The organism is Veillonella sp. T14073-2, assembly GCF_002959875.1.
Lineage (GTDB): Bacteria > Bacillota > Negativicutes > Veillonellales > Veillonellaceae > Veillonella > Veillonella infantium.
In genome coordinates, this window is sequence record NZ_PPDC01000006.1 from 701,517 (window position 1) to 725,151 (window position 23,635).

Annotated in this window: 27 protein-coding genes; 1 reads left to right on the forward strand and 26 read right to left on the reverse strand. The window is 39.2% G+C overall.

Annotation, left to right across the window (positions count from 1 at the left end):
* Positions 1–7: 7 nt before the first annotated feature.
* From VCHSUH04_RS06840 to VCHSUH04_RS06890, 10 genes are all read right to left on the reverse strand, one after another.
* The gene (locus VCHSUH04_RS06840; protein ID WP_105085898.1) at positions 8–931 is read right to left on the reverse strand and encodes a P-loop NTPase; all 924 of its coding nucleotides are present in this window, start codon (positions 929–931) and stop codon (positions 8–10) included.
* A gap of 1 nt (position 932) precedes the next feature.
* Positions 933–2,855 (reverse strand): penicillin-binding protein 2, encoded by a 1,923-nt coding sequence (gene mrdA / locus VCHSUH04_RS06845; protein ID WP_105085899.1) that lies wholly within the window; start codon positions 2,853–2,855, stop codon positions 933–935.
* 23 nt (positions 2,856–2,878) lie between these two features.
* Positions 2,879–3,370, reverse strand: a complete 492-nt coding sequence (gene mreD / locus VCHSUH04_RS06850; RefSeq protein WP_105085900.1) for a rod shape-determining protein MreD — start codon at positions 3,368–3,370, stop codon at positions 2,879–2,881.
* Complete coding sequence (gene mreC / locus VCHSUH04_RS06855; RefSeq protein WP_105085901.1) at positions 3,367–4,284, reverse strand: rod shape-determining protein MreC; 918 nt, start codon at positions 4,282–4,284, stop codon at positions 3,367–3,369. The genes mreD and mreC overlap by 4 nt, the downstream gene beginning before the upstream one ends.
* Before the next feature lies 1 nt (position 4,285).
* Complete coding sequence (locus tag VCHSUH04_RS06860; protein ID WP_060923982.1) at positions 4,286–5,323, reverse strand: rod shape-determining protein; 1,038 nt, start codon at positions 5,321–5,323, stop codon at positions 4,286–4,288.
* A 169-nt stretch (positions 5,324–5,492) separates the two neighbouring features.
* On the reverse strand, positions 5,493–6,191 hold the full coding sequence (gene radC, locus VCHSUH04_RS06865; protein ID WP_105085902.1) for a DNA repair protein RadC: 699 nt from the start codon (positions 6,189–6,191) through the stop codon (positions 5,493–5,495).
* Between the two features lie 182 nt (positions 6,192–6,373).
* Positions 6,374–6,940 carry a nucleoside triphosphate pyrophosphatase gene (locus tag VCHSUH04_RS06875; RefSeq protein ID WP_105085903.1) on the reverse strand — a complete coding sequence of 189 codons (567 nt, stop codon included), beginning with the start codon at positions 6,938–6,940 and terminating at the stop codon, positions 6,374–6,376.
* Between the two features lie 102 nt (positions 6,941–7,042).
* A complete protein-coding gene (locus VCHSUH04_RS06880) occupies positions 7,043–7,666 on the reverse strand; it encodes a hypothetical protein (RefSeq protein WP_105085904.1) in 624 nt (207 codons plus the stop codon).
* A gap of 151 nt (positions 7,667–7,817) precedes the next feature.
* Entirely contained in the window at positions 7,818–9,023 is a 1,206-nt protein-coding gene (locus tag VCHSUH04_RS06885; RefSeq protein ID WP_105085905.1) for an acetate/propionate family kinase, read from the reverse strand.
* Between the two features lie 3 nt (positions 9,024–9,026).
* Positions 9,027–9,590 carry a hypothetical protein gene (locus VCHSUH04_RS06890; RefSeq protein WP_105085906.1) on the reverse strand — a complete coding sequence of 188 codons (564 nt, stop codon included), beginning with the start codon at positions 9,588–9,590 and terminating at the stop codon, positions 9,027–9,029.
* 187 nt (positions 9,591–9,777) lie between these two features.
* On the opposite strand from VCHSUH04_RS06890, the gene VCHSUH04_RS06895 reads away from it, so the two are divergent.
* Positions 9,778–10,971, forward strand: a complete 1,194-nt coding sequence (locus VCHSUH04_RS06895; RefSeq protein ID WP_105085907.1) for a nucleotidyltransferase family protein — start codon at positions 9,778–9,780, stop codon at positions 10,969–10,971.
* 44 nt (positions 10,972–11,015) lie between these two features.
* Here VCHSUH04_RS06895 and pyrR read toward each other — a convergent pair whose 3' ends face one another.
* The 16 genes from pyrR to VCHSUH04_RS06970 form a co-directional block, all read right to left on the reverse strand.
* Positions 11,016–11,537 carry a bifunctional pyr operon transcriptional regulator/uracil phosphoribosyltransferase PyrR gene (pyrR, locus tag VCHSUH04_RS06900; protein WP_105085908.1) on the reverse strand — a complete coding sequence of 174 codons (522 nt, stop codon included), beginning with the start codon at positions 11,535–11,537 and terminating at the stop codon, positions 11,016–11,018.
* An 89-nt stretch (positions 11,538–11,626) separates the two neighbouring features.
* On the reverse strand, positions 11,627–12,550 hold the full coding sequence (locus VCHSUH04_RS06905; protein ID WP_105085909.1) for an RluA family pseudouridine synthase: 924 nt from the start codon (positions 12,548–12,550) through the stop codon (positions 11,627–11,629).
* Positions 12,551–12,588: 38 nt separating this feature from the next.
* On the reverse strand, positions 12,589–13,026 hold the full coding sequence (lspA, locus tag VCHSUH04_RS06910; protein ID WP_105085910.1) for a signal peptidase II: 438 nt from the start codon (positions 13,024–13,026) through the stop codon (positions 12,589–12,591).
* A gap of 107 nt (positions 13,027–13,133) precedes the next feature.
* Positions 13,134–13,298, reverse strand: coding sequence for a DUF362 domain-containing protein (locus tag VCHSUH04_RS06915; RefSeq protein ID WP_005386021.1), 165 nt, complete (start codon positions 13,296–13,298; stop codon positions 13,134–13,136).
* Positions 13,299–13,787: 489 nt separating this feature from the next.
* Positions 13,788–14,051 carry a SemiSWEET family transporter gene (locus VCHSUH04_RS06920; RefSeq protein ID WP_004696474.1) on the reverse strand — a complete coding sequence of 88 codons (264 nt, stop codon included), beginning with the start codon at positions 14,049–14,051 and terminating at the stop codon, positions 13,788–13,790.
* Between the two features lie 240 nt (positions 14,052–14,291).
* The gene (locus VCHSUH04_RS06925; protein WP_105085911.1) at positions 14,292–15,590 is read right to left on the reverse strand and encodes an SLC13 family permease; all 1,299 of its coding nucleotides are present in this window, start codon (positions 15,588–15,590) and stop codon (positions 14,292–14,294) included.
* Between the two features lie 38 nt (positions 15,591–15,628).
* On the reverse strand, positions 15,629–15,886 hold the full coding sequence (locus VCHSUH04_RS06930) for a hypothetical protein (RefSeq protein ID WP_060923992.1): 258 nt from the start codon (positions 15,884–15,886) through the stop codon (positions 15,629–15,631).
* A gap of 192 nt (positions 15,887–16,078) precedes the next feature.
* Positions 16,079–17,200 carry a sodium ion-translocating decarboxylase subunit beta gene (locus VCHSUH04_RS06935; RefSeq protein WP_105085912.1) on the reverse strand — a complete coding sequence of 374 codons (1,122 nt, stop codon included), beginning with the start codon at positions 17,198–17,200 and terminating at the stop codon, positions 16,079–16,081.
* A gap of 70 nt (positions 17,201–17,270) precedes the next feature.
* Positions 17,271–17,654 (reverse strand): biotin/lipoyl-containing protein, encoded by a 384-nt coding sequence (locus VCHSUH04_RS06940; RefSeq protein WP_005377346.1) that lies wholly within the window; start codon positions 17,652–17,654, stop codon positions 17,271–17,273.
* Between the two features lie 101 nt (positions 17,655–17,755).
* On the reverse strand, positions 17,756–17,923 hold the full coding sequence (locus tag VCHSUH04_RS10265; RefSeq protein WP_004696483.1) for a hypothetical protein: 168 nt from the start codon (positions 17,921–17,923) through the stop codon (positions 17,756–17,758).
* 23 nt (positions 17,924–17,946) lie between these two features.
* On the reverse strand, positions 17,947–18,291 hold the full coding sequence (locus VCHSUH04_RS06945; protein WP_105085913.1) for an OadG family protein: 345 nt from the start codon (positions 18,289–18,291) through the stop codon (positions 17,947–17,949).
* Positions 18,292–18,364: 73 nt separating this feature from the next.
* A complete protein-coding gene (locus VCHSUH04_RS06950) occupies positions 18,365–19,894 on the reverse strand; it encodes a carboxyl transferase domain-containing protein (RefSeq protein ID WP_105085914.1) in 1,530 nt (509 codons plus the stop codon).
* A gap of 151 nt (positions 19,895–20,045) precedes the next feature.
* Positions 20,046–20,468 carry a methylmalonyl-CoA epimerase gene (gene mce / locus VCHSUH04_RS06955; protein ID WP_005386012.1) on the reverse strand — a complete coding sequence of 141 codons (423 nt, stop codon included), beginning with the start codon at positions 20,466–20,468 and terminating at the stop codon, positions 20,046–20,048.
* A 51-nt stretch (positions 20,469–20,519) separates the two neighbouring features.
* Entirely contained in the window at positions 20,520–21,458 is a 939-nt protein-coding gene (meaB, locus tag VCHSUH04_RS06960; RefSeq protein ID WP_060923998.1) for a methylmalonyl Co-A mutase-associated GTPase MeaB, read from the reverse strand.
* 78 nt (positions 21,459–21,536) lie between these two features.
* A complete protein-coding gene (locus VCHSUH04_RS06965) occupies positions 21,537–21,932 on the reverse strand; it encodes a cobalamin B12-binding domain-containing protein (RefSeq protein WP_060923999.1) in 396 nt (131 codons plus the stop codon).
* 28 nt (positions 21,933–21,960) lie between these two features.
* Positions 21,961–23,607 carry a methylmalonyl-CoA mutase gene (locus VCHSUH04_RS06970; RefSeq protein ID WP_005386006.1) on the reverse strand — a complete coding sequence of 549 codons (1,647 nt, stop codon included), beginning with the start codon at positions 23,605–23,607 and terminating at the stop codon, positions 21,961–21,963.
* Positions 23,608–23,635: the final 28 nt, after the last annotated feature.

Genomic DNA, 23,635 nt, shown 5'->3' on the forward strand with positions numbered 1-23,635 from the left:
ATATCACCTATTTCAATTTACGACGGCGCCATAAACTTTGCTTACCTTGCACTAATAAACGCTGAGTAGTCCATCCACCGCGATTAATATACAAAACAGTATTTGAATCCCCAAAGATAGACTCACCAGCTGAAGCAAGAGTCGGTGTACATGCTTCTTCTTTAGCCGCTTTTTTCTTAGTTACATAGGCATCAAATTGTTTTTGTACATCATAATCTTCCCAACAATCACCTGTTACAACATAGTCTACAAGAGGTGCTAATACATTACGAAACTCATGAGAAGCAAGGTCTAACAAATGACCATCTTGTGTATATGTTAGGATATCTTCATCATAAGGAATCATAGCCCCTACATACTCGGCGCGAAGGACTTCCAACATATCATATAAATCTAAGTCTTCACGATCTACAGGAACTGCATTAAAGGCAATAGCAAAGTCGCGAATATTATGTTCTTGACACACTTGAATCATACGCGCCCCATTGCGCAAGGATACCCACAATGGATGTGTCACAACGATACAACGACTGACAAGATCTAAAATTGACTCAATGCCCTTACCAATCCCTGCTGGTGCATCAATCAAAATATAATCATATACATCACAAAGCCGACGAACTAATTTCTTATACTTCTTTCGACCTATATCTTCCCAACGTGCACTTTGACTAGCCGGTAAGAAATCTAGATTTTCTGCAATTGATACAATAGCATCATCTGTATATTCTTTATCTTCACTCGCATCAAGTGCATCATAGATAATTTCATCTGCCACGCCTAACACGAGATCCAAATCGCGCAATCCAAAGTCCCCATCACAGAGCAATACGCGGTGCCCTGCATGACTTAAGGCTGCACCCAAGCATGCAGTGACAGTCGTTTTACCTACGCCACCCTTGCCGGATACAACACCAATGATTTCGCCCATACTAATCCTTTCTTGGTTGCCCACTTGTTACTGCATTCTGAGGTTTCTGCCCATTAGACGTATTCCCTACAGTTGCAGAATCTTTATTACTTTTAGTATTTGTGTCATTCGTTTTTTTATTTAATGGTACATTGAAATATGCGGCTAGCACATCACGTACGATTGGACCTGCAGAGCCCGCACCAAAGCTACCTTGTTCAACAAGTGCAACCACAACAATTTGTGGCTTATCATATGGTGCATAGGCTACAAACCAGCCATGATCTCGGCCATGTGCATTTTCTGCAGTACCAGTCTTACCAGCTACATTAATTGGGAAGCCTTTAAATAAGTCCCCTGCTGTACCACCTTCGTTTGTAACATCACGCAAACCTTCTCGAATAAGGTCCATAATATTTTTTGGAACTGGTAGAATACCTAATTTATCAGGACCGAAAATCTCTTTCGGAGTGCCATCTTTATTATCAATACGGCTTACCACATAAGGTTTATATTTAATGCCACCATTAGCTACTTCGCTGAGCAAAACAGCCATTTGCAATGGCGTAACTAAGGTAAAAGATTGACCAATAGCAGCATCGAAGGTTTCACCTAAGTACCAATCTTCATCATATACTTTTCGTTTATACTCAGGGCTTGCCATAATGCCAGACGCCTCACCTGGTAAATTAATACCAGTCTTTTCGCCAATGCCAAAATAAGCAGCATATTTATCGAGATTTTCTATACCAACGCGATTACCCATTTCATAGAAGTAAACGTTATCTGACTTAGCAAGCGCTCTATTAAAGTTAAGCCATCCTAAGGCTTCACCTTCTGCATTTCGCTTATCGATCAACCAGTGCTTACCACTGTCAAAGATCATCTCTTCAGGAGTAACCTTTTTAAGATCTAACGCTGCTGTACCGGTAATAATCTTAAATGGTGACCCTGGTGGATATTCACCAGAAATAACCTTATTATCAAAAGGATGATTTTTATCATTATTCAGCTGATTCCATTGAGCAGTTGTAATCCCTTTAGAAAACCAGTTTGGATTAAATTCAGGCGCACTGACCATAGCTAAAATAGCCCCTGTATTAGGGTCCATGGCCACCACTGCTGCCCCTTGTGCTGGAATACCTTGCGCACGCAATTGATCGAGCTGATTCTTAACAGCTTCTTCAGCGGCCTTTTGTAAATTCACATCGATGGTTAGATGAATATTAGCACCTGGCACTGTATGTTTTCTATCTACTTCAGCCACAGGACGACCTGTAGCATCTACCTCAACTTGTTTACCACCATCGGTACCACGTAAGATAGAATCATATAATTTTTCGAGACCAGAACGACCTAAAATAGTACCACCACTTACCAGTGTATTAGGGTCTTGCTGTTTTAGCTCTTCTAATTCCTCTTCACTCACTTCACCAACATAACCAAATAATTGAGAAGCCATCGTTTCATATGGATAGTATCGAAGTGGCTCAACATCAATGGTTACCCCTGGTAATTCATGACGATGCTCTTCAATGGTTGTCACTACATCCATAGAAATATCATTAGCAATACGTATTGGCTCATAACCATACTTGTGATCATTAACCTTCTTTGTAATATCTTCAGGCTTCATTTTTAATAAAGCTGCCAATTTAGCAACTTCACCATCATCTAAAGCCTTTCCTGTAGGCATGATAGATATTGTATAAGCAGGTCTAGAGCCTACAAGAATTTGACCATTGCGATCATACATAATGCCCCGTGCTGCAGTCATCGGTACCATGCGTAGACGGTTACCCTCCGCCTTAGCTTGATAATAACCGCCAGCCAAGATTTGTAGCATAAATAAACGCAATGCCAATACTATAAATATGCCCGCTACAATGTAAAAGAGTACATCAAAGCGACTCGTTTTTCTTCGTTTATAGAGGCCTTCAAGCACTCTTTCACCCCCTTACCAAATTATTACCAAATATAATCTTGTTGTTCATCCTTACGCCACAACAATCCATGTACGATAGCAGCCAATACGCCGTTCCAGAACAGTACAGGTATAACCATATGCCACATATATAAGCCAATATGCAAATCCCCACCACTAGCCAAGATCATAAGGCTACGGATAAAACCATCTAGCAAGGTACATATAGCTACAATAGCACTAGACCAATACCAACGTTCTTCATAGAGTCGATGTTTCACTGCAGATAATAGGTAAACCACAAGAACGTAAGGAAATAAATGGAGCCCAAAGAAATTAGATATCAATACATCATGGACGATACCACCTATAACAGCGGCCATTATCCCCATACGACGTCCTTTAAAAAGAGTAACCATAACAATGATGGTCAAGATTAAATTGGGTAACCAATTCGTATGAAAAATAGCAGGCAATAATTGAGCCTGTATAAAATAAATTAAGAATCCACAGAGGACTAAAGCTAGACGCGTCATGGTTTAACGGCCCCCTTTGCCCCTTCAACTTGATCTCGTTGTGTTTGAGGTACTAGTTTAGGCTCAAGACCTGGTTTTTGTGGTGCACTTACGGAAGATGATGTAAGGACAAACACCTCTTCTAAACGATAGAAGTCCACACTTGGTGTAATTACGGCATTCTTTACAAAACCTTCCGTATCATTTTCGATGGACTGTACATTACCAACAGGCAATCCTTTAGCGTAGATACCACCATACCCAGAGGTGATTAATTTATCCCCTACTAATACATCACCATCACGAGCAATATTTACCATTGATGGCGTACGAGGTGAGTCGCCATCACCTTTTACGACACCAGATAGGCGAGATTCAGGACGTTGTACAATAACACCGATTGCACTACGCGGGTCAAGAATGGTTTGTACTCGAGAAGAGTGAGGGTATACATCGGTAATAAAACCAACTACCCCACTTGGTACAACGACAGCCATATTGACAGCCATCCCTTCTTCACTACCCTTATCGATAGTGAAAGTATTTGTCCATGTGCCGTAATCCTTTGTAATAATACCTGCTAAAGTCATGGAGAATTCCGGATGATTGCTCTTATAGTTGAGCAATTGACGAAGTCGAATATTTTCTGCTACTACTTCATCATAGTTAACAACCTTTTGTTCTAATGCAGCCTTGCGAGATGCTGCCTCATCACTTTCAATAGTTGCAGAAATAGCATTATTGAGTACTGTAAAACCGGTTTGTACACCGTCAAGCAAACGGGCAGATCCATAAGCAAATGGCGTTGTAATACCTTCAAGAGTGACAGTAACAAAAGGAATACTAGTTCGTTGTTTCCATGCAAATCCGAGCAACGCTAATAGAATACAGCTAATGACAACAACGATAATTAACTTTTTATCTGACTGTATCATATTAGTCTTGGCCCTTTCTATTTTTAGAATTCACAATAAAACGTGATAAGCTCACCAAGTCAGATGAAGCCCCGTTAAGGCCCACAACGACTTTTGTCTCTGGTGCATCCGGAACATGTACAGGCACACCTAACTCGCCCCCGATACGCTCAGCCAAACCCGACAGTTGCGCAGTACCACCAGTAAGATATATTCCATATTGCATAATATCTGCTACAATCTCAGGTTCAGCAGAACGAATCATTTGTTTCACTTCATCTAAAAGGCCAGCAATACAGTCATTAACAACTTGATATACCTCGGACTGATGAATAACACAACGTCTGCCTAAACCATTCATCATATCACGGCCTTGAAAGGCATATTCGGCATCTTCTAAAGGTGCCATAGCAGTGCCTACTGTATGTTTAATATCTTCTATAATTTCTTCAGAAACGATAACCCCAAAACACTCACGTACATAGCGTAGCAATGCATTATTGATATCTGAGCCACCGAAGCGAATCGTTTTACTATCTACAATGCCGCCCAATGAAACAATGCCCATATCAACAGTGCCACCACCAATATCAATGACCATAGATCCACGAGCTTCAAAGATAGGTGCACCGCAACCAATGGCTGCAGCGACAGGTCGTTCGATAAGAAATACTTCGCGTGCTCCGGCCTGAATAACGGCATCCATCATCGCTCTTTGCTCAACGTCGGTCATCCCACAGGGAACACCAACAAGAACTCGAGCGCGGCGCAATGCATTAGACACTTTATTCAGAAAATAGTTAAGCATCGTGTGCATAACTCGATAGTCCACAATAAATCCATCTTTTAATGGTGTCAAAGGGCGCCACATATCGGGCATACGCAATACAAGACGTGCCGCTTCATCCCCAACGGCTACTACTTTTTCTTGTTTTGTATCAGTTGCTATAATAGATGGTTCGCTTATAACAGTTCCTCGCGTGCCCCCCATGAGGCGCGTCTGTATGGAACCAATATCTATACTTACATCTTTTCCTAGAGTAGGTAAAATGGAACTCATAGTAAAATCTCCTTCATTACATCATCATTCCATTTTACCACATATAATGCGACTTTATCTATTGAATAGAAAAAGCACTCCTATAATGATGTATACATCTCTTCACTGAACAAATCAGAAAGAGTGAACTCATTATTATGAGTGCTTTTACTATTAATATGTGCATTCTCTAACTAAGTTTACCTATTTCACTAAGGCTTGTGAATTCATTATCACCAATGATAATATGATCTAACACTGGAATTCCCATAAACTGACCTGCACTGACAAATAACTTGGTAAGCCGAATATCTTCGTCACTAGGCCGGCTATCGCCAGATGGATGATTATGTATTAAGATAATGGCTGCCGCATTACAAGCTATGGCCTTCTTAAAAACAGCTCGCTGCTCTACGAGGCTAGATACTAAACCGCCATTCGAAATATGTTCTAACTGAATCAACTTATTTCGAGACGTCAACATAGCTGCCCATACATGCTCCACCTCTTCGTGTCGCAGGCGCTCCATTACATATTGAGCAATGACAAAAGGTTGAGAAAAATCTTCGTATGTTTCCTTAATTTTTAGTTCCCCTAATCGTCGCCCCATCTCAAGAGCCGCACACAAAGTTACCGCTTTATCTGTGCCAATTCCCTTAATTTTTATAAGCTCTTCAACGGTCATTCTATTAAGACCGTACGCCCCATCATCATAGGACTGTACAATATCACTCGCTAGCGATATGGCAGACTGACCTTTCACCCCAGTACGCAATAAAATAGCTAGCAATTCCTCCATCGCCATATGGGATGGTCCTAAAGCAAGAAATTTTTCACGGGGACGCTGAAATGGTAACATGTCTTTTACACTTACTGTTGGTACTTCCATAGAATCTCTCCATTCAAATAGATAACACCATTTGTAAATCTAACTACACACATCTACTCTCTTACTATATCAATAGCGCACAGCACAGCACAGCACAGCACAGCACAGCACAGCACAGCACAGCACAGCACAGCACAGCACAGCACAGCCGATTATAGCACTATCGCCATCAAATGATAGTATTATTTAGCACCTAATGCTTTACACAATTCATCGTATACATGTTCAACAGGTAATCCTACCACATTGGTATAAGAGCCTTCTATCTTCTCTACCCATAAAGCACCTTTACCTTGTATGCCATAGGCGCCAGCTTTATCCATAGGTTCGCCACTAGCAATATAGGATTCGATTTCAAAAGGAGCTAATTTTTTAAAATATACCTTTGTTTCATTATGAAAAACTATTTCTTGACCTTTAATAAGCAAGGCTACACCAGTAATTACAGAATGAACTTGGCCTGATAAACGCTCTAGCATATGACGGGCCTCAGATTCATCATGAGGTTTACCTAGCACTTGATTGTCTAATACGACAATCGTATCAGCACCTAGTACGATGCTCCCTTCAGGTACGCCTACAGCCGCACGAGCCTTACCTAAAGCTTGTTCTTTCACCATTTCAATAGGATCATCATAACCCTTATTAGCCTCTTCATAGGTACTTGATACAACAATATGATCAATACCAACTTGTGTTAATAATTCAGTTCTTCGTGGTGATTGGCTCGCCAAATATAATCCAGCCATTTGCACTCCTTTATCGTATACAAATTTTAGTTAATTTCACCGTTTTATAAATAAAACCATTCCAACTAATTTAGATAATATAAATTAGAAAATATCTGTAAATTAAACAAGAATATTAGGGCCATCCTTTTCAGGTGTTGTTAACTTTTTATAGTACTCTTGTACATCTTCGCCATGTTTTACCGCATCAGCACGGACTGCAGCATAAAACACAATGTCCGCTTGAGGCACACGGATACGACCTGGTACATGTTCCTCTAAGATGTCAAAAAATTTATCATCTGCTTTCAATAAAAGGCGACCATTTTGAACCTTATCACCCTTTACAATCGCATATACTAGAGACCAAATAGGACGCGGATCAGAAGTTGAACATTTTCTATATTTATATCGATATTTAATATTTGTCAATAATTCACGTTCAAACTTAAATACGCCATCAATCATATCGTAATCTACCTCAAAATGGCGCTTTCTAAATATAGAAGATTCTTCAATTACTAACTTTGTATCTGTCAAAATATAGGTATATCGACTAACAGCTTGTTTAACAATTACGATGATAGCCATAATTTCAATAAAATATTCTGCTATTAAAATAGTATGCAAGTTAATACTACGATATGTAGTGTAGCCAACACCACATAATAATAGAATAACAAAACATAATACTAGCCACTCTGCACTTTTAGCACGCTGAGATTTTTCTTCATATAATACTGTCATGTGTTACCCCTTTAAAAGAACTACTACTTTATAACTATACATTCTATTATAAGGTATTCTAAGTATAAAAACTACAAAAACCCCGCCTATATCTATGATATAGACGGGGTTTTATGACTCTATTAGTCACCTAGTTCAGATACGAACTATATTATTTTTTCAAGGATGCTGTAATACGTTGAGTATCGCGAGCAATCATGATTTCTTCGTTTGTAGGGATTACGAAGATTTTAACTTTGGAGCCTTCAGCACTGATTTCTTGTTCTTTACCGCGGATGTTGTTGCGTTCAGAGTCAATGCGAGTACCCAAGTATTCTAAACCGTTGCAGATTGCATCACGGTTACCGATACCGTTTTCACCGATACCAGCTGTGAATACGATAGCATCAACGCCACCCATAACTGCTGCGAATGCACCAATTACGCGGCGAACTTTGTAATGGAACATGTTCAATGCTAATTGAGCACGTTTGTTACCATTAGATGCTGCTTCTTCGATAACACGGAAGTCATTGGACACACCGGAAATACCAAGTACACCGGATTTTTTATTCATAATAGCGTCTACTTCATCGTAGTTCATGCCAGTTTTGTTCATCAAGAATGGAACGATAGCTGGGTCAATATCACCAGTACGAGTACCCATGATCAAACCAGACAATGGAGTGAAGCCCATTGTTGTATCGATGGAGCGACCACCTTTAATAGCGGATACGGAAGAACCATTACCTAAGTGACATGTGATGATGCGAAGATCAGACATGTGTTTGCCCATCAATTCAGCGCAACGTTGTGCAACATATTTGTGGGATGTACCATGGAAACCGTAACGACGGATGCCATAATCTTCATAGTATTCGTAAGGAAGCGCATACATGTAAGCTTCTTTAGGCATTGTTTGGTGGAATGCAGTATCGAATACAGCAACCTGTGGAACGTTAGGCATGATAGCTTGGCAAGCTTCGATACCTTGAATGTTTGGTGGGTTATGCAATGGAGCCAATGCGCAGCATTCTTCTAATGCTTCCATAACAGCTGGAGTGATCAATACAGAGTCAGCGAATTTTTCACCGCCATGTACTACACGGTGACCAACAGCGTCGATTTCGTCCATAGACTTAATTACACCATATTCAGCATCAACTAAAATATCAAGCAAAATGCGAAGAGCTTCTTTATGGTTCAAAATTGGTTCAACGCGTTCTAATTTATCTGCGTTAGGACGTTTATGTGTGAAGATAGCATCTTGATCACCAATCTTCTCAAAAAGACCTTTTGCCAATTCTGTTTCAGTTGTCATATCAAGTAATTGATATTTCAAGGAAGAACTACCGCAGTTAACTACTAATACGTTCATCGATTAACCCTCTTTCTGTTGTGTAACTTGAATCTTGTTTTGAATTTCTTTGCTGATATCAGCACCTACCTGATCCTTTTCAGGATATTGGTAGACTATATTCCACAATACGCCATGATCTAAGAATACGTATTGAGAAATTCTAAATATTTGTCCTTGTGATGTAACAGTAACATCAAGTTTTTTAGCAGATGCGCCTTCTAATGCTACGGACTCTTCTTTGATGGTCGCGCCTACTTTAGCAAATTCAGACTTACTGTGATTAATATACTCATCTACCGTAGGTAAAGGTTTATTTTTACCAGCCCGCAAAGCCTCAACCTCAATCACCATATGGTCTGTAACAGATCCATAAATGTCAATTGGATACCCATCATCAGACATATTTTTTGTGCTTTTACCCATTTCATAAGGCAAAGCAATGGTAATTTCAGATTGACCAGCACGGATAACTTGATGGCCAAAACTATATGTATCCATTACATTTGTAGAGCCACATCCCGCCATTGCTAGTAGCGCAGCACCGAGCAGAGCCCCTTGTAATGTACGTTTCCAATTTTGTTTCATCATATACCTCACATCAATTCAGCATTTACAGTTAATTATAGCCTATACAACAAATAAAATCTACAAAAAACTTTAGTTTTACACACATTTTTTACGTCTATTTCTTTACTATACGGCCTCTTAAGTTCAAAATTTATTTACAGTCTTTCTATGCTTTGTTACACTAACACTAATGAAAGGAGTCACTATGAAAACCATCGGTATTATTTGCGAATACAATCCATTTCACAATGGTCATGCACATCAACTACATACATTAGCTACAAAATACCCTGATGTATTGCGCATCTGTATTATGAGTGGCTCCTTTGTACAGCGTGGCGAACCAGCCCTTTTCTCAAAATTCGATCGCGCTCGTTGGGCTATTCTAGGCGGTACAGATATCGTTATCGAACTTCCTACGCTTTATTCGTTAGGTAGTGCTCAACTATTTGCTTCAGGTGCCATTCAATTAATTAAATCTTTATCTATTGATATGCTGTCCTTTGGTTCTGAAACAACTGATTTAAATCAACTCATCTATATGGCTAAGCGTATGGATTGTGAAAGCACCCAAAATGAATTACGCAATTATTTAAATGAAGGCATGTCCTATGGTACAGCCTTCCGTAAAGCGCTAGGCTCCGAATCACTTAGCACACCTAATGCCTTATTAGGGCTTGAATATATTCGTGCTGCATTAAAATATTATCCAAACTTAGAATATATTCCTATTCAGCGTACATCGGATCACCATAATTACAATTTCAATCAAGAGTTACCATCTGGTACGGCATTGCGTCAACTCATCACTACGGCTAATCCCTTAGATATGTGTTCAACGCTTCAAAGTACTATTCCAACATCAATTCTAGATGATATGACCCATAGAATCACAAATGATGACTATGTCGACTACAATAGATATTACAATATGATACATATGTTGAGTCGCCGCCTGACCGCCAATGAATTAGAGCGTTTTGTTGATTTTACTGAAGGTATTGAACACTTGTGGTTAAAAGCAGCACAACAGCCTTCATGGAAATCTGCCATTGAGCAAATAAAATCCAAACGCTACACCTACGCCCGTTTACAGCGCATGGGTGCCTATCTTACATTAGGCATTACGAAAGACTTGATAAATATCGCTATGCAAGACGGTCCTCAATACGCCAGATTACTAGCCTTTAACGACAGAGGACGTCAATGGCTGAGAACTGAACATGACATTCCACTCATTCAAAAATGGGCTAAAGCACCTACTCAGCTCAATAGTCTTGGAAAATCTATGCATCATATAGATACACTAGCTACAGATATACAAGCCTTATGTTTTCATAATGAAAATAAACGTATAGGGCATACAGACTATACATATACACCGCAATATATCAAATAAAAAGTACAATTGTAATTTAAGCAAAAAAGGGGTTACAATACAGGTTATTCCTGTATTGTAACCCCTTCTTCACCATCTAAGTCTACTACGGCAACCCGTACACTTTCAAGATGTGATGTAGGAATATTTTTACCCACATAATCTGCGCGAATCGGCAATTCACGGTGACCACGGTCCACGAGTACTGCTAATTGAATAGATTTAGGTCTACCGGATGTCATCAATGCATTTAAAGCTGCACGAATAGTACGCCCTGTGTAAAGTACATCATCCACGAGAATGATTGTTTTCTCCGTTGTATCAATCGTACATGGTTTCCCCTCTTTTTGGCGAGCATCACGATCATCACGATACATAGCAACATTGAGTGATTCACATTCAATACGAATACCTTCAATGCGTTCAATTTCAGACTGCAAACGTTTTGCCAAAATAACACCACGTCGTTCAATGCCTACAATAAGAGCATTAGATAAGCCTTTATTACGTTCTAGGATTTCGTGACTAATACGACGAATCGCGCGCATAATAGCATCTTGATCCATCAATAAGCGTTTCTTTTCCATATATACGCCCTTATAGCACAGAGTTCTCTATGCCCCTTTACAAATATAGTTAGAAGATTAGTTTCTTTAGATTTCTTTTCTTTTTTCGCTTATTTTCGCTTATCTTCTCGATATGTTTTAGCAAACTCTATACATGCTTCGAAGTCATCCGGAAGAGGCGCCTCAAAATGCATACTTTCACCTGTAATAGGATGTTTTACATCTAAAGATTTAGAGTGCAATGCCTGTCCTTCAATAGGAAAATCCATACGACGGTAGCCATAGAACGGATCATTAACAACAGGATGTCCAATATGAGCAAAATGTACACGAATTTGATGTGTGCGCCCAGTCTCTAAATTACATTCAACCAAGGTTTGATGGCCAAATCGTTCAACCACATTAAAGTGAGTGACTGCATCCTTACTATTTTCAAAGACAACCGCCATTTTCATACGATCCTTAGGATGTCTTCCAATAGGAGCTTTAATAGTACCCTTTTCTTCTACAATATTACCTTGTACTAATGCTAAATATGTCCGTTTAGCAGAATGCTCCTTTACCTGTTCAGCTAAACCTATATGAGCTGCATCATTTTTAGCAGCCATCATAACACCAGATGTATCCTTATCTAAACGGTGAACAATACCAGGTCTAATCTCACCATTAATACCAGACAAATCCTTACAATGATATAGCAATGCATTAACAAGTGTACCCGAATAATTGCCCACCGCAGGATGAACAACCATACCTCGTTGTTTATTCACAATGATAATATCATGATCTTCATACAATACATCTAAAGGAATATCCTCTGGTTTTACCTCTACGGATTCAGGTTCAGGAATCTCTACATGAATAACCATGTTAGGGGTAAGACGAAGGTTTGCCTTTCCTACTTTTCCACCAACGGTAACGTGACCGCCTTTAATTAAGCTTTGAATATAGCTTCGAGACCCTTCCATCTGTTCCGTTAAAAAAACGTCTAGTCTCGTACCTTCTTGTTCAGAACTAACAATATATTCCTTCATTATCTACCTCTCTATTGGTTAAGTATTATCTATTATTACTAATTGTCTTCTTTTAATGTAAACAAATAATATACAACTAATGCTACACCTACACAAATACCAATATCAGCCACATTAAAAATAGGCCATATACGAAAATCAAAGAAATCCACTACACCATGAATCATATAACGGTCAATACCATTACCAATAGCACCAGACACTAATAAAGCAGATCCAATTTGTAAAGTCCAAGGACCTTTTGATAAGCGCTTCCAATAATATGCACATGCGCCTAGCAAAATAACTGCTACCAGTAAGAAAAACCATCGCTGATTAGCAAGCATACCAAATGCTGCACCGCGATTAATAATATATGTTAAATGAAATACATTGGGTATAACCACTAAAGACTCACCTAACATAAAATGATTCATAATGTAATATTTAGTCCATTGATCTAAGAGCAACCAAAGAATTAGTATAATGTAAAACAAGCTGTACTCCCTTATAATAATATATATCTTAATAGTCCTATTATACTAAGTTAAGCAAATTTAGGCAAAATAAAAAGCCCCTCAATGAGGGGCCGTTTAATTTGTGATTACTCAGCGGAAATTACAGATACTGGGCAAACGGATTCGCAAGAACCGCAATCGATGCAAGTATCGTTGATTTCGTATTTAGTTTCGCCTTCAGAAATAGCAGAAACTGGGCAAACAGATGCGCAAGAACCACATTTAATGCAACCATCAGCAATAACTCTCATAATTAGGACCTCCATAAAAATATAGATCAGAACTTTTTATTATCATTTAGAAAGGCACTTGCCTCAACTTATGTTCTCATTATCACACAGTTCTTTTTGAAAGTCAAATGAAAATGATAAAAAACTGTATATATTTTTGCATATTACTTTTTCATTTTTATCATACAAAGCCTATGTTTATAGGTATTTTGATATTACTTTTCATTTAATTAATTGAATATGATATTCAACAAATGAGAATGTTGTAATTATCAATTTTATAAAATCCTAATCATTATAATAGGAATTTAATTATCAATATTTATTATCATAAAAACTATTTTTTTATTACAACAGATTTAACGCTTATCTATATTTTAATCTAACATATAAACTTCACTCTAAAAAAGGCCGAATCATACGATTCGACCTCATTTATATTTATAAAGTAAAGTAATATCTTTACTATTATTCACTATATAACAATAATACTATTTTTTCTTATAGCACTTAGAAAGATGTTAAGAATGTTAGTGTACCTAAAATAACGCCTGCAAGGTTTGGTACGATTAAAATATAATCACGTTTAGGTGATTTTGTCCAACCATATAATACCCAGATCAAACAGGATACTGCTGCAAATAATGGTTGCCATGGTTGACTAGGTTGACCATGAAGATTAGCAATTATTTGTGGGATATAGGCTAAAAATACAAATACACCAATAAATGCACCAATAGAACCAACTAACATGTTAAATCTTTCTTTTGTCATAGATGACCTCCTTATTCAACATTACATTATTATATCTTACACAATATACTATATCATATTTTTTTCGATGTAGTCAAATGTGTAAAATTAATCATGCAAATTAGTTTAATTCATATTGCTTTTGATTACACTTATATGTAATCTATATTAAAATCATATAGGCTAAAATCATAAAAAACGAGGCCGAATCTTACGATTCGACCTCGTATGTGCTTTTATAGTAGAGTAACCTATCCCCTATTATTTACCAGGGAAGAATGGCCATACCATTGGGATAATAATTAAGCTTACTACGAAGCAAACTAAGATCAATGGAACGCCGGCTTTTACATAGTCTGTAAATTTGTATTGACCAGGACCAAGTACTAATGTATTTGGAGGTGTACCTACAGGTGTACCGAATGCACAAGATGCAGCAACGCCGATAGCCATCAATACAGCATGAGGGTCAGCGCCCATACCTTGGGCAATGGAAATACCGATAGGAGCCAATAATGCACAAGATGCTGTGTTAGACATGAATTGAGTCATAACACAAGACAAGATGAACAATACAGCTGTTGCAAAGTAAGGGCTAGGGTCAGAACCCATAACGCCAATAACTGCATTTGCAATCATTTTACCTGCACCAGATTGATCAAGTGCAGTTGCTACTGGCATCATACCAGCGAATAAGAAGATTGTTACCCAGTCAATGGATGTGTAAGCTTGTTTTTCGTTCAAGCAACCAGTTAATACGCAAAGCATTGCGCCAATAACTGCAACCATGCTCAATGGTAAGTTAATACCATAGCCTTTTAGGAAGTCACCTAAAATCATAGCGATGATTACGCCTAAAAGAATAAGACCGGAGAATAATTGTTTCTTAGGATCGTTAGAAATATCTTCAGCAGCTACTTCTTGTTCTACATCACCAGCATCTTGAATTTCATGTTTAGGTAATAAATGTTTACCAATGAGCATCATGAATACGATAGTAGCGATAGTCAAAGGAATACCGATCCAAGCAAATTCAAAGAAACCAAATGGTTGTTCACCAAATTTAGTTAATGTACCACTTACAATGATATTAGGTGGTGTACCAACCATTGTAATGATACCACCAATACCTGCAGCAAATGCTAAAGGCATCAATTGGCGAGAAGCAGGAATCTTCGCAACAGCACAGATACCTACAACTACTGGAAGTAATGCAGCTGTTGTACCAGTGTTAGATAAGAATGCGGACATGGTAGCTGTAACAACCATGATAGCAAGCATTAAGCCATTTTCGCTAGTACCTGCATGAGATACTACTGTTTCCCCAATTTTTTGAGCTAAACCAGTGTAGAACAATGCAGCACCAACAACGAACATACCAGCGAACAACACAACTGTACTATCAGATAAACCAGAGAATACAACCTTAGGAGTAATAATACCCATAAGACCTAAAGTAATTGCGCCGCCTAGAGAAGTAATAGCTAAAGGAATAATTTCCGTAACGAATAAAACAGCCATGACTGCAAGGACGATTAAGGTTTGTTCCGCAGTACCCATACATCATCATCTCCCTTCAGAGAAATGCACCGATTGCATTAGATGAGATATAAAATATAGCCTACAATACAGATAGCAGAAGCCATCAAAAAAGTTATACCATAACCCTCTTTAGTTTTAGGATAGCCAAAAAATAACGCTTCCCCTAAAAAGCCTCGGCGATTAAACCAAGTATATTTAGTTCTACGTTGAAACCATTTAGCTTTTCCTTCATTACCGATAATCAGTGCAGTAATAAAAAATACAATAAATGCCCAAATAAAACAAATCAGTATTTTTAATTCAATTGATAACAAGTGACCACCTCTACTATATTCAAAGCACTAGAAGGTTATTGTGTGAATTCTTGTACCACCTAATGACCGATCTGAAAAGCATTTATTGCAAATATACCCTATTTATGCATGAATACATAATTAAAAAGGGATTTTTTATTCACCAATAGGTGTACCTAATTAGGCACACCTTGGTGAATAATTATTTAATTATTAATGGTTAGACAACATAGCAAGCATTGTACCTGCTGCTACTGCTGTACCAATAACGCCAGCTACGTTTGGACCCATAGCATGCATGAGCAAGAAGTTAGCTGGGTTAGCTTTCGCACCTACAACTTGAGATACGCGAGCCGCCATTGGAACTGCGGATACACCGGCAGAACCAATAAGTGGATTTGTTTTACCACCATCTACTAAACTCATGATTTTACCGAACAATACGCCACCAGCAGTACCGCCGATAAATGCAACTAAGCCTAAGCAAATAATAAGAATTGTTTGTACGCTTAAGAAGTGTTCCGCACTCATTGTTAAACCAGTACCAGTTGCCAAGAAGATTGTAACAGTATTGATCAACGCATTTTGAGATGTATCGGACAAACGTTCAGTTACGCCAGATTCACGGAACAAGTTACCTAACATCAACATACCTAAAAGGGATGTAATGGAAGGAAGTAATAAGGAAATGAAGATCGTTGCAACAATTGGGAACACGATTTTTTCAAAACGTGTAACTTCACGCAATTGTTCCATAACAATTTCTCGTTCTTTTTGCGTAGTGAATAATTTCATTACAGGTGGTTGAATCAACGGTACTAAGGACATATAAGAATATGCAGCAACCGCGATTGCACCTAATAAATGAGGAGCTAGCTTAGTAGCCAAGTAAATGGATGTAGGGCCATCAGCACCACCGATGATACCGATAGCAGCTGCTTCTTGAGCAGTAAATCCAAGCATCATTGCGCCACCTAAAGCAACGAATACGCCGATTTGAGCAGCAGCACCTAAAAGCAATGTTTTAGGATTAGCAATGAGTGGACCAAAGTCAGTCATTGCACCTACACCAAGGAAAATTAAAGGTGGGAAGATTTCTTGAGAGATACCTGCACTAATAAGAGCCATAACGCCTTCTTCAAAGCCATTACGAGGAATATTAGCAAGTACACAACCAAACGCAATCGGACCCAACAATAATGGTTCAAACTCTTTAGCAAATGCCAAGTACAATAGGATCAAACCTACAAGAATCATAATAGCATTGCCTGTTGTAAATGCGAGGAACCCGCTATCAGTTATAACGGATTGAATCGCAACAGCAAAAGCCTCCATATGCGTTCCCCTTTCACAAATATAAAATTGTTATACGACGCGGACTAGCCGCGTCATACACAACTTGGTATTAACCAAGAACAACCATGTCGTCGCCAGTGGATACAGTTTGGTTAGCAGCTACGCGAACTTCTGCAACTACAGCATCATGTGGAGCTGCGATTTCGTTTTGCATTTTCATAGCTTCAAGAATCAACAAAGTTTCGCCTTTTTTAACTGCTTGACCAGCGGATACAGCTACAGATAAGATTTTACCAGGCATTGGAGCTTTTACAGTTTCAGCACCTGCTGGAACTGGAGCTGCAGCTGCAGCTGGAGCTGGAGCTGGTGCAGGAGCTGCTTTAGGAGCTGCTGCTGGAGCTGCTTTAGGAGCCGCTGCAGGAGCTGCTGCTTTTACTTCATTAACTTCTACATCATATGCTGTGCCATTTACTGTAACGTTGAATTTTTTCATTTTAAATTCCTCCAAAATGTGTATGTCTACACAATACTTATAAATTTCTTTTACACATATAAATTAGATAATCTATTGAATTATCAAATTAGCCTATAATCTTATCGATTACCACGCAAACGGCCTTCCATTTTCCAATTATAGCTTACGATTGGACGGATATGCGCGATTTGATCAGCGGAATAACCCATTGCCGCTAATGCACCAACGATTACTGCTACTACATCTTGAGATGGAGCTTTACCGTTAGTTGTTGTAGCATTGCTCATTACAAATGCCTCCTAAAATTTTATTAACCTCTACCGCTTAAACGACCTTCCAAGCGCCATTTAGCGCTGGTTGCTGTAGGTCGAATAGATGCAATTTGTTCAGATGAATACCCCATCGCCACAATGGCACCTACGATAGCTGCTACTACTTCATCCTCATTTTGAGCAGATGCACTTGGTGCAGCCACTGGAGTAGCTGCTGGAGCCGCAACAGGTGCACTTGCTGGTACTTCTTTTTTCTTCTTAGTAGGGTCAATCAAATGAACAATTGTCATTAAAACACCTAAAAGAATCAACACAACAAATACAACTGTCATATTAATGGCCATGATTAACCAAGGATTGGTAGTAACTGCTTGTCCTTCCATAATCATTCCCCTTTCTAAAAAATTAGTAAAGAAAGGTATCTCCCAAATTCGATGTTCTTGTTATCGAAACGAATTATAATGGAATATTACCATGTTTCTTTGGAGCACGGTTTTCGCGTTTGCTTGCAAGCATTGCCAAAGCGTTGATAACTGCTGGACGAGTTTGTTTTGGTTCGATTACAACGTCTACGAAGCCACGTTCTGCAGCTTTGTATGGAGTTGCGAACTCTTCTACGTATTTAGCTGTTTTAGCATCTTTATCTTCGTCTTTCTTGAAGATAATGTTAGCTGCACCAGCAGGACCCATTACAGCGATTTCGGATGTAGGCCAAGCGTACACTTGGTCAGCGCCCAAATCTTGGGAACACATAGCGAGGTAAGAACCGCCGTATGCTTTACGAGTGATAACAGTAATTTTTGGTACTGTAGCTTCAGAGTAAGCATACAACATTTTAGCACCATGACGAATGATACCGCCCCATTCTTGATTTGTGCCAGGCAAGAAACCAGGAACGTCAACAAAGTTAACGATTGGAATATTGAAAGCATCACAGAAACGGATGAAACGGGAAGATTTGTCGGATGCATTGATGTCCAAGCAGCCAGCCATTACTTTTGGTTGGTTAGCAATGATACCAACGGATTGACCGTCAAAACGTGCGAAACAAGTAATAATATTTGTAGCATAGAATGGTTGTACTTCATAGTATTCACCATTATCTACAGTAGCTGCGATAACATCTTTCATGTCGTATGGCATGTTACTGTTATCAGGCAACAAGCTGTTCAAGCCTTCGTCTTCGCGAGTTGGATCATCGCCAGTATCTACTAATGGAGCATCTTCCATATTATTGGATGGCAAGAAGCCTAATAAGTAGCGAATTTGAGCGATGCAATCATCTTCATCTTCAGCTGCAAAGTGAGCAACACCAGACACAGAGTTGTGAGCCATTGCGCCACCAAGGTCTTCAGCTGTTACTTCTTCACCAGTTACAGATTTGATAACTGCAGGACCAGTGATGAACATTTGAGATGTGTTTTTAACCATGTAGATGAAGTCAGTTAATGCTGGAGAATATACAGCACCACCTGCACATGGGCCCATGATTACGGAAATTTGTGGAATAACGCCAGATGCATTTGTATTTTCAAAGAAAATTTTACCGTAACCAGCAAGCGCATCTACTGCTTCTTGAATACGAGCACCGCCGGAATCATTGATACCAACGATAGGAGCACCCATTTTCATTGCTAAACGTTGTACTTTAACGATTTTAGCAGCATGCATTTCACCAAGAGAACCACCTTCTACAGTGAAGTCTTGTGCAAATGCATATACTAAACGACCGTCAATAGTACCATAACCAGTTACTACACCTTCGCCTGGTAATTCTTTCTTTTCTTGACCGAAGTTAACACAACGATGTTTAACAAATTGATCAAGTTCAACGAAAGAGTTATCATCGAATAATTTAGCCAAACGTTCACGAGCAGTCATTTTGCCTTGAGCATGTTGTTTCTCAACGCGTTTTTCACCGCCACCAGCTTTAACTTTAGCTAGTTTTTCGTGCAATAACTCGATTTTTTCTTGCACTGTTGCCATTATAGCACCTCCAAATAAAACTTGTTACAGTATCATTTTATTTCATAAATAATTAAAGTTCAAGCATGCATACATATTTAATATATAACTAGTGATTATATGAATATGTATATCTATTACTCATACATAATGATGTGAATTGGATACTGTATTATTTCATACGTTGACATAATTCAAGCAATACGCCACCTGTTGCTTTTGGATGTAAGAAAGCAATAGAGGAACCGCCTGCACCGTAACGAGGTTTTTCGTCAATCATACGAACGCCTTTAGCCATCAAATCAGCAATAGCATTTTCAATATTATCAACGCGCAATGCAACGTGTTGGATACCATCACGACCGCCATTTTTTTCGATGAATTTACCGATAGGGCCATCTGGAGTTGTAGTTTCTAAGAATTCAAGTTCAGCATCGCCACATGGGAAGAAGGATACTTTTACTTTTTGTTCTTCAACCACTTCATCTTCTGGAAGATGTTCAATACCCAATGCATTTTTATAGAATTCTTTAGTTGCTGCTAAATCATTAACACCAATACCGATGTGATCCACTTGTAATACTTTAAAAGCCATTTCGATTATCTCCTTTTCAAGGCTAAATCTCTAATGCTATGTAGTCGCCGTCTACTTTAGCACGCTTGTCATTACGCCGTTAACAACTGTGTATGGATCGCTTTCGCGTTCATTAACAGCTGCCACTTGGCTATTAAATTCGTCGCTTGTAACGATTTTATCAGCTACATAACGACCAATTTGTTCATTAATCATTGCGATGATTTCATCACGAGTACGTTCTGCCCGACGAGATTCCAATTCACCAGAATCTTCAAGATACTCAAAATGTTCATCTAAAGCGTCGATAAGTTCATCTACGCCTTGGTCTTTACTAGCAATTGTGCGCTTAATTGGTGGGCGCCATTTTACTTCACGAGAGTCTAGGTCAAGCATCATTTCAATTTCTACATTCAAACGATCACAACCATCTCGGTCAGCTTTATTGATAGCAAATACATCGCCAATTTCAAGAATACCTGCCTTGATAGCTTGGATATCATCACCAAGACCAGGAACAAGTACAACCAATGTAGTATCAGCATTTTTAACGATATCTACTTCGGATTGACCTACACCTACTGTTTCAATGATTACTAAATCCATGCCAAAGGCATCCATGAGTTTTACAACGTCTGCAGTCTTTTTGGATAAACCACCAAGACTACCACGCGTGCCCATGCTTCGAATAAATACATTTTCATTTAATGTCAAATCATTCATTCGAATACGGTCCCCCAAGATAGCACCACCAGAGAATGGGCTTGTTGGGTCGATGGCAACGATGCCGATTTTTTTACCTTGATCTAGATAATGTTTAACAACTTTATCAGTCAAAGTACTTTTACCAGCACCAGGGGCCCCAGTAATACCGAGAATACGTGCATTCCCTGTTTTAGGGTAAATAGCCTTCATAATATCAATGGCATTTTCATACTCGTTTTCTACAGCCGTTATGGACCGTGCTAAGGCTAGTCGGGAACCTTCAAAAAGTTCTTTAACTAAATCCACTCGCCTCACCACCTATCTTAAAATATGGGAATAGAGGGGAGCCAACTATTCAGTTGTGCTCCTCTCTTACCCAATTAATTATTTAACGTTTTCGTTGATGAATTTAACGATATCGCCAGTTGGTGTGCCAGGTGTGAATACTGCTGCTACGCCAGCTTTTTTCAAACCAGGGATATCAGCGTCAGGAATAACGCCACCACCAATTACAAGTACATCGCCCATGCCTTTTTCTTTCAAAAGTTCAACAATTTTAGGGAACAATGTGTTATGAGCACCGGAAAGAAGGGATAATGCAACTACATTAACGTCTTCAGAAAGAGCTGCTTCAACGATTTGTTCTGGAGTTTGACGAAGACCTGTGTAGATTACTTCGAAACCAGCATCGCGAAGTGCGCGTGCTACTACTTTTGCACCACGGTCATGACCATCAAGACCTGGTTTTGCTACGATTACTCTAATACGTTTTTCTGCCATGATTAATTACCTCCGAAATTAGCCGATATTATAATGTGGAATGAGCTTCGTATTCACCGAATACTTCGCGCAATACATTACAAATTTCACCCAAAGTAGCATATGTTTTAACTGCATCAAGAATTAATGGCATCAAGTTAACGTTTTCATCAGCTGCACCAGCTTTAAGAGCTGCTAATGCTTTATCAACTGCTGCTTGATCGCGGTTAGCGCGAACTGCTTGAGTTTTCTTGGATTGGTTAACACCAACGGAAGCATCTACGCGAAGTAAGTCTTTTGGAGCTTCTTCTTCAACTTGGAATTTGTTTACGCCAACGATTGTGCGCAAGCCAGATTCAACTTCCATTTGCCATTTGTAAGCGGATTCTTGAATTTCTTTTTGGATGTAGCCTTTTTCGATTGCTACTACAGCGCCGCCCATTTCATCAATTTTCTTGATGTATGCCATAGCTTCGTCATAGATAGCGTTAGTCATAGCTTCTACATAGTAGGAACCGCCCAATGGGTCAACTACGTCAGCCAAACCAGATTCGTAAGCCACGATTTGTTGTGTACGAAGAGCTACTTGTACAGATGCTTCTGTAGGAAGAGCCAACGCTTCGTCACGGGAGTTTGTATGTAAGGATTGAGTACCGCCCATTACAGCAGCTGCAGTTTGAAGAGCAACACGAACGATGTTGTTATCAACTTGTTGTGCAGTCAACATGGAACCAGCTGTTTGAGTATGTACACGAAGCATCATGGATTTTGGTTTTTTAGCACCAAAACGTTCTTTCATGATTGTTGCCCATAAACGGCGGGATGCACGGAATTTAGCAACTTCTTCAAGTACGTTGTTATGAGCATTCCAGAAGAAGGAAAGACGACCAGCAAATGTATCAACATCAAGACCAGCTTTCAAAGCTGCTTCTACGTATGCGATACCATCAGCAATTGTGAATGCGATTTCTTGAGCTGCTGTGGAACCTGCTTCACGGATGTGGTAACCGGAGATGGAAATTGTGTTCCATTTTGGAACGTTTTGAGAACAATATTCGAAGATATTAGTGATCAAACGCATGGATGGTTTTGGTGGGAAAATGTAAGTACCACGAGCTGCGTATTCTTTCAAAATATCATTTTGAATTGTACCTTTCAATTCTGTGGAAGGTACGCCTTGTTTTTCAGCTACTGCGATATACATTGCCAACAAAACAGATGCTGGAGCGTTGATTGTCATGGATGTGGATACTTTACCAAGGTCGATGCCGTCGAACAAGATTTCCATATCTGCCAAGGAGTCAATCGCTACACCTACTTTACCAACTTCGCCTTCTGCAACTGCATCGTCGGAGTCGTAACCGATTTGTGTAGGTAAGTCGAATGCGCAGGAAAGACCAGTTGCACCAGACTCGATTAAGTAGCGGTAACGTTTGTTAGATTCTTCTGCTGTAGCGAAGCCTGCATACATACGCATTGTCCAGAAACGACCACGGTACATAGTAGGTTGTACGCCACGAGTGTAAGGGAATTCGCCAGGCATACCCAAATCACGTTCATAGTCAAAACCTTCGATATCAACTGGTGTGTATACACGGTTGTATTTTAAATTTTGACGTTCTGGAGTTTTTGCACTTTTTTCGTCACAAAGTTTGTTGTACTCAGCAATTTGGGCTTTTAAGTTTTCGTAAGCCATGTTTTCATCATCCTCCTAAAAAAACAGG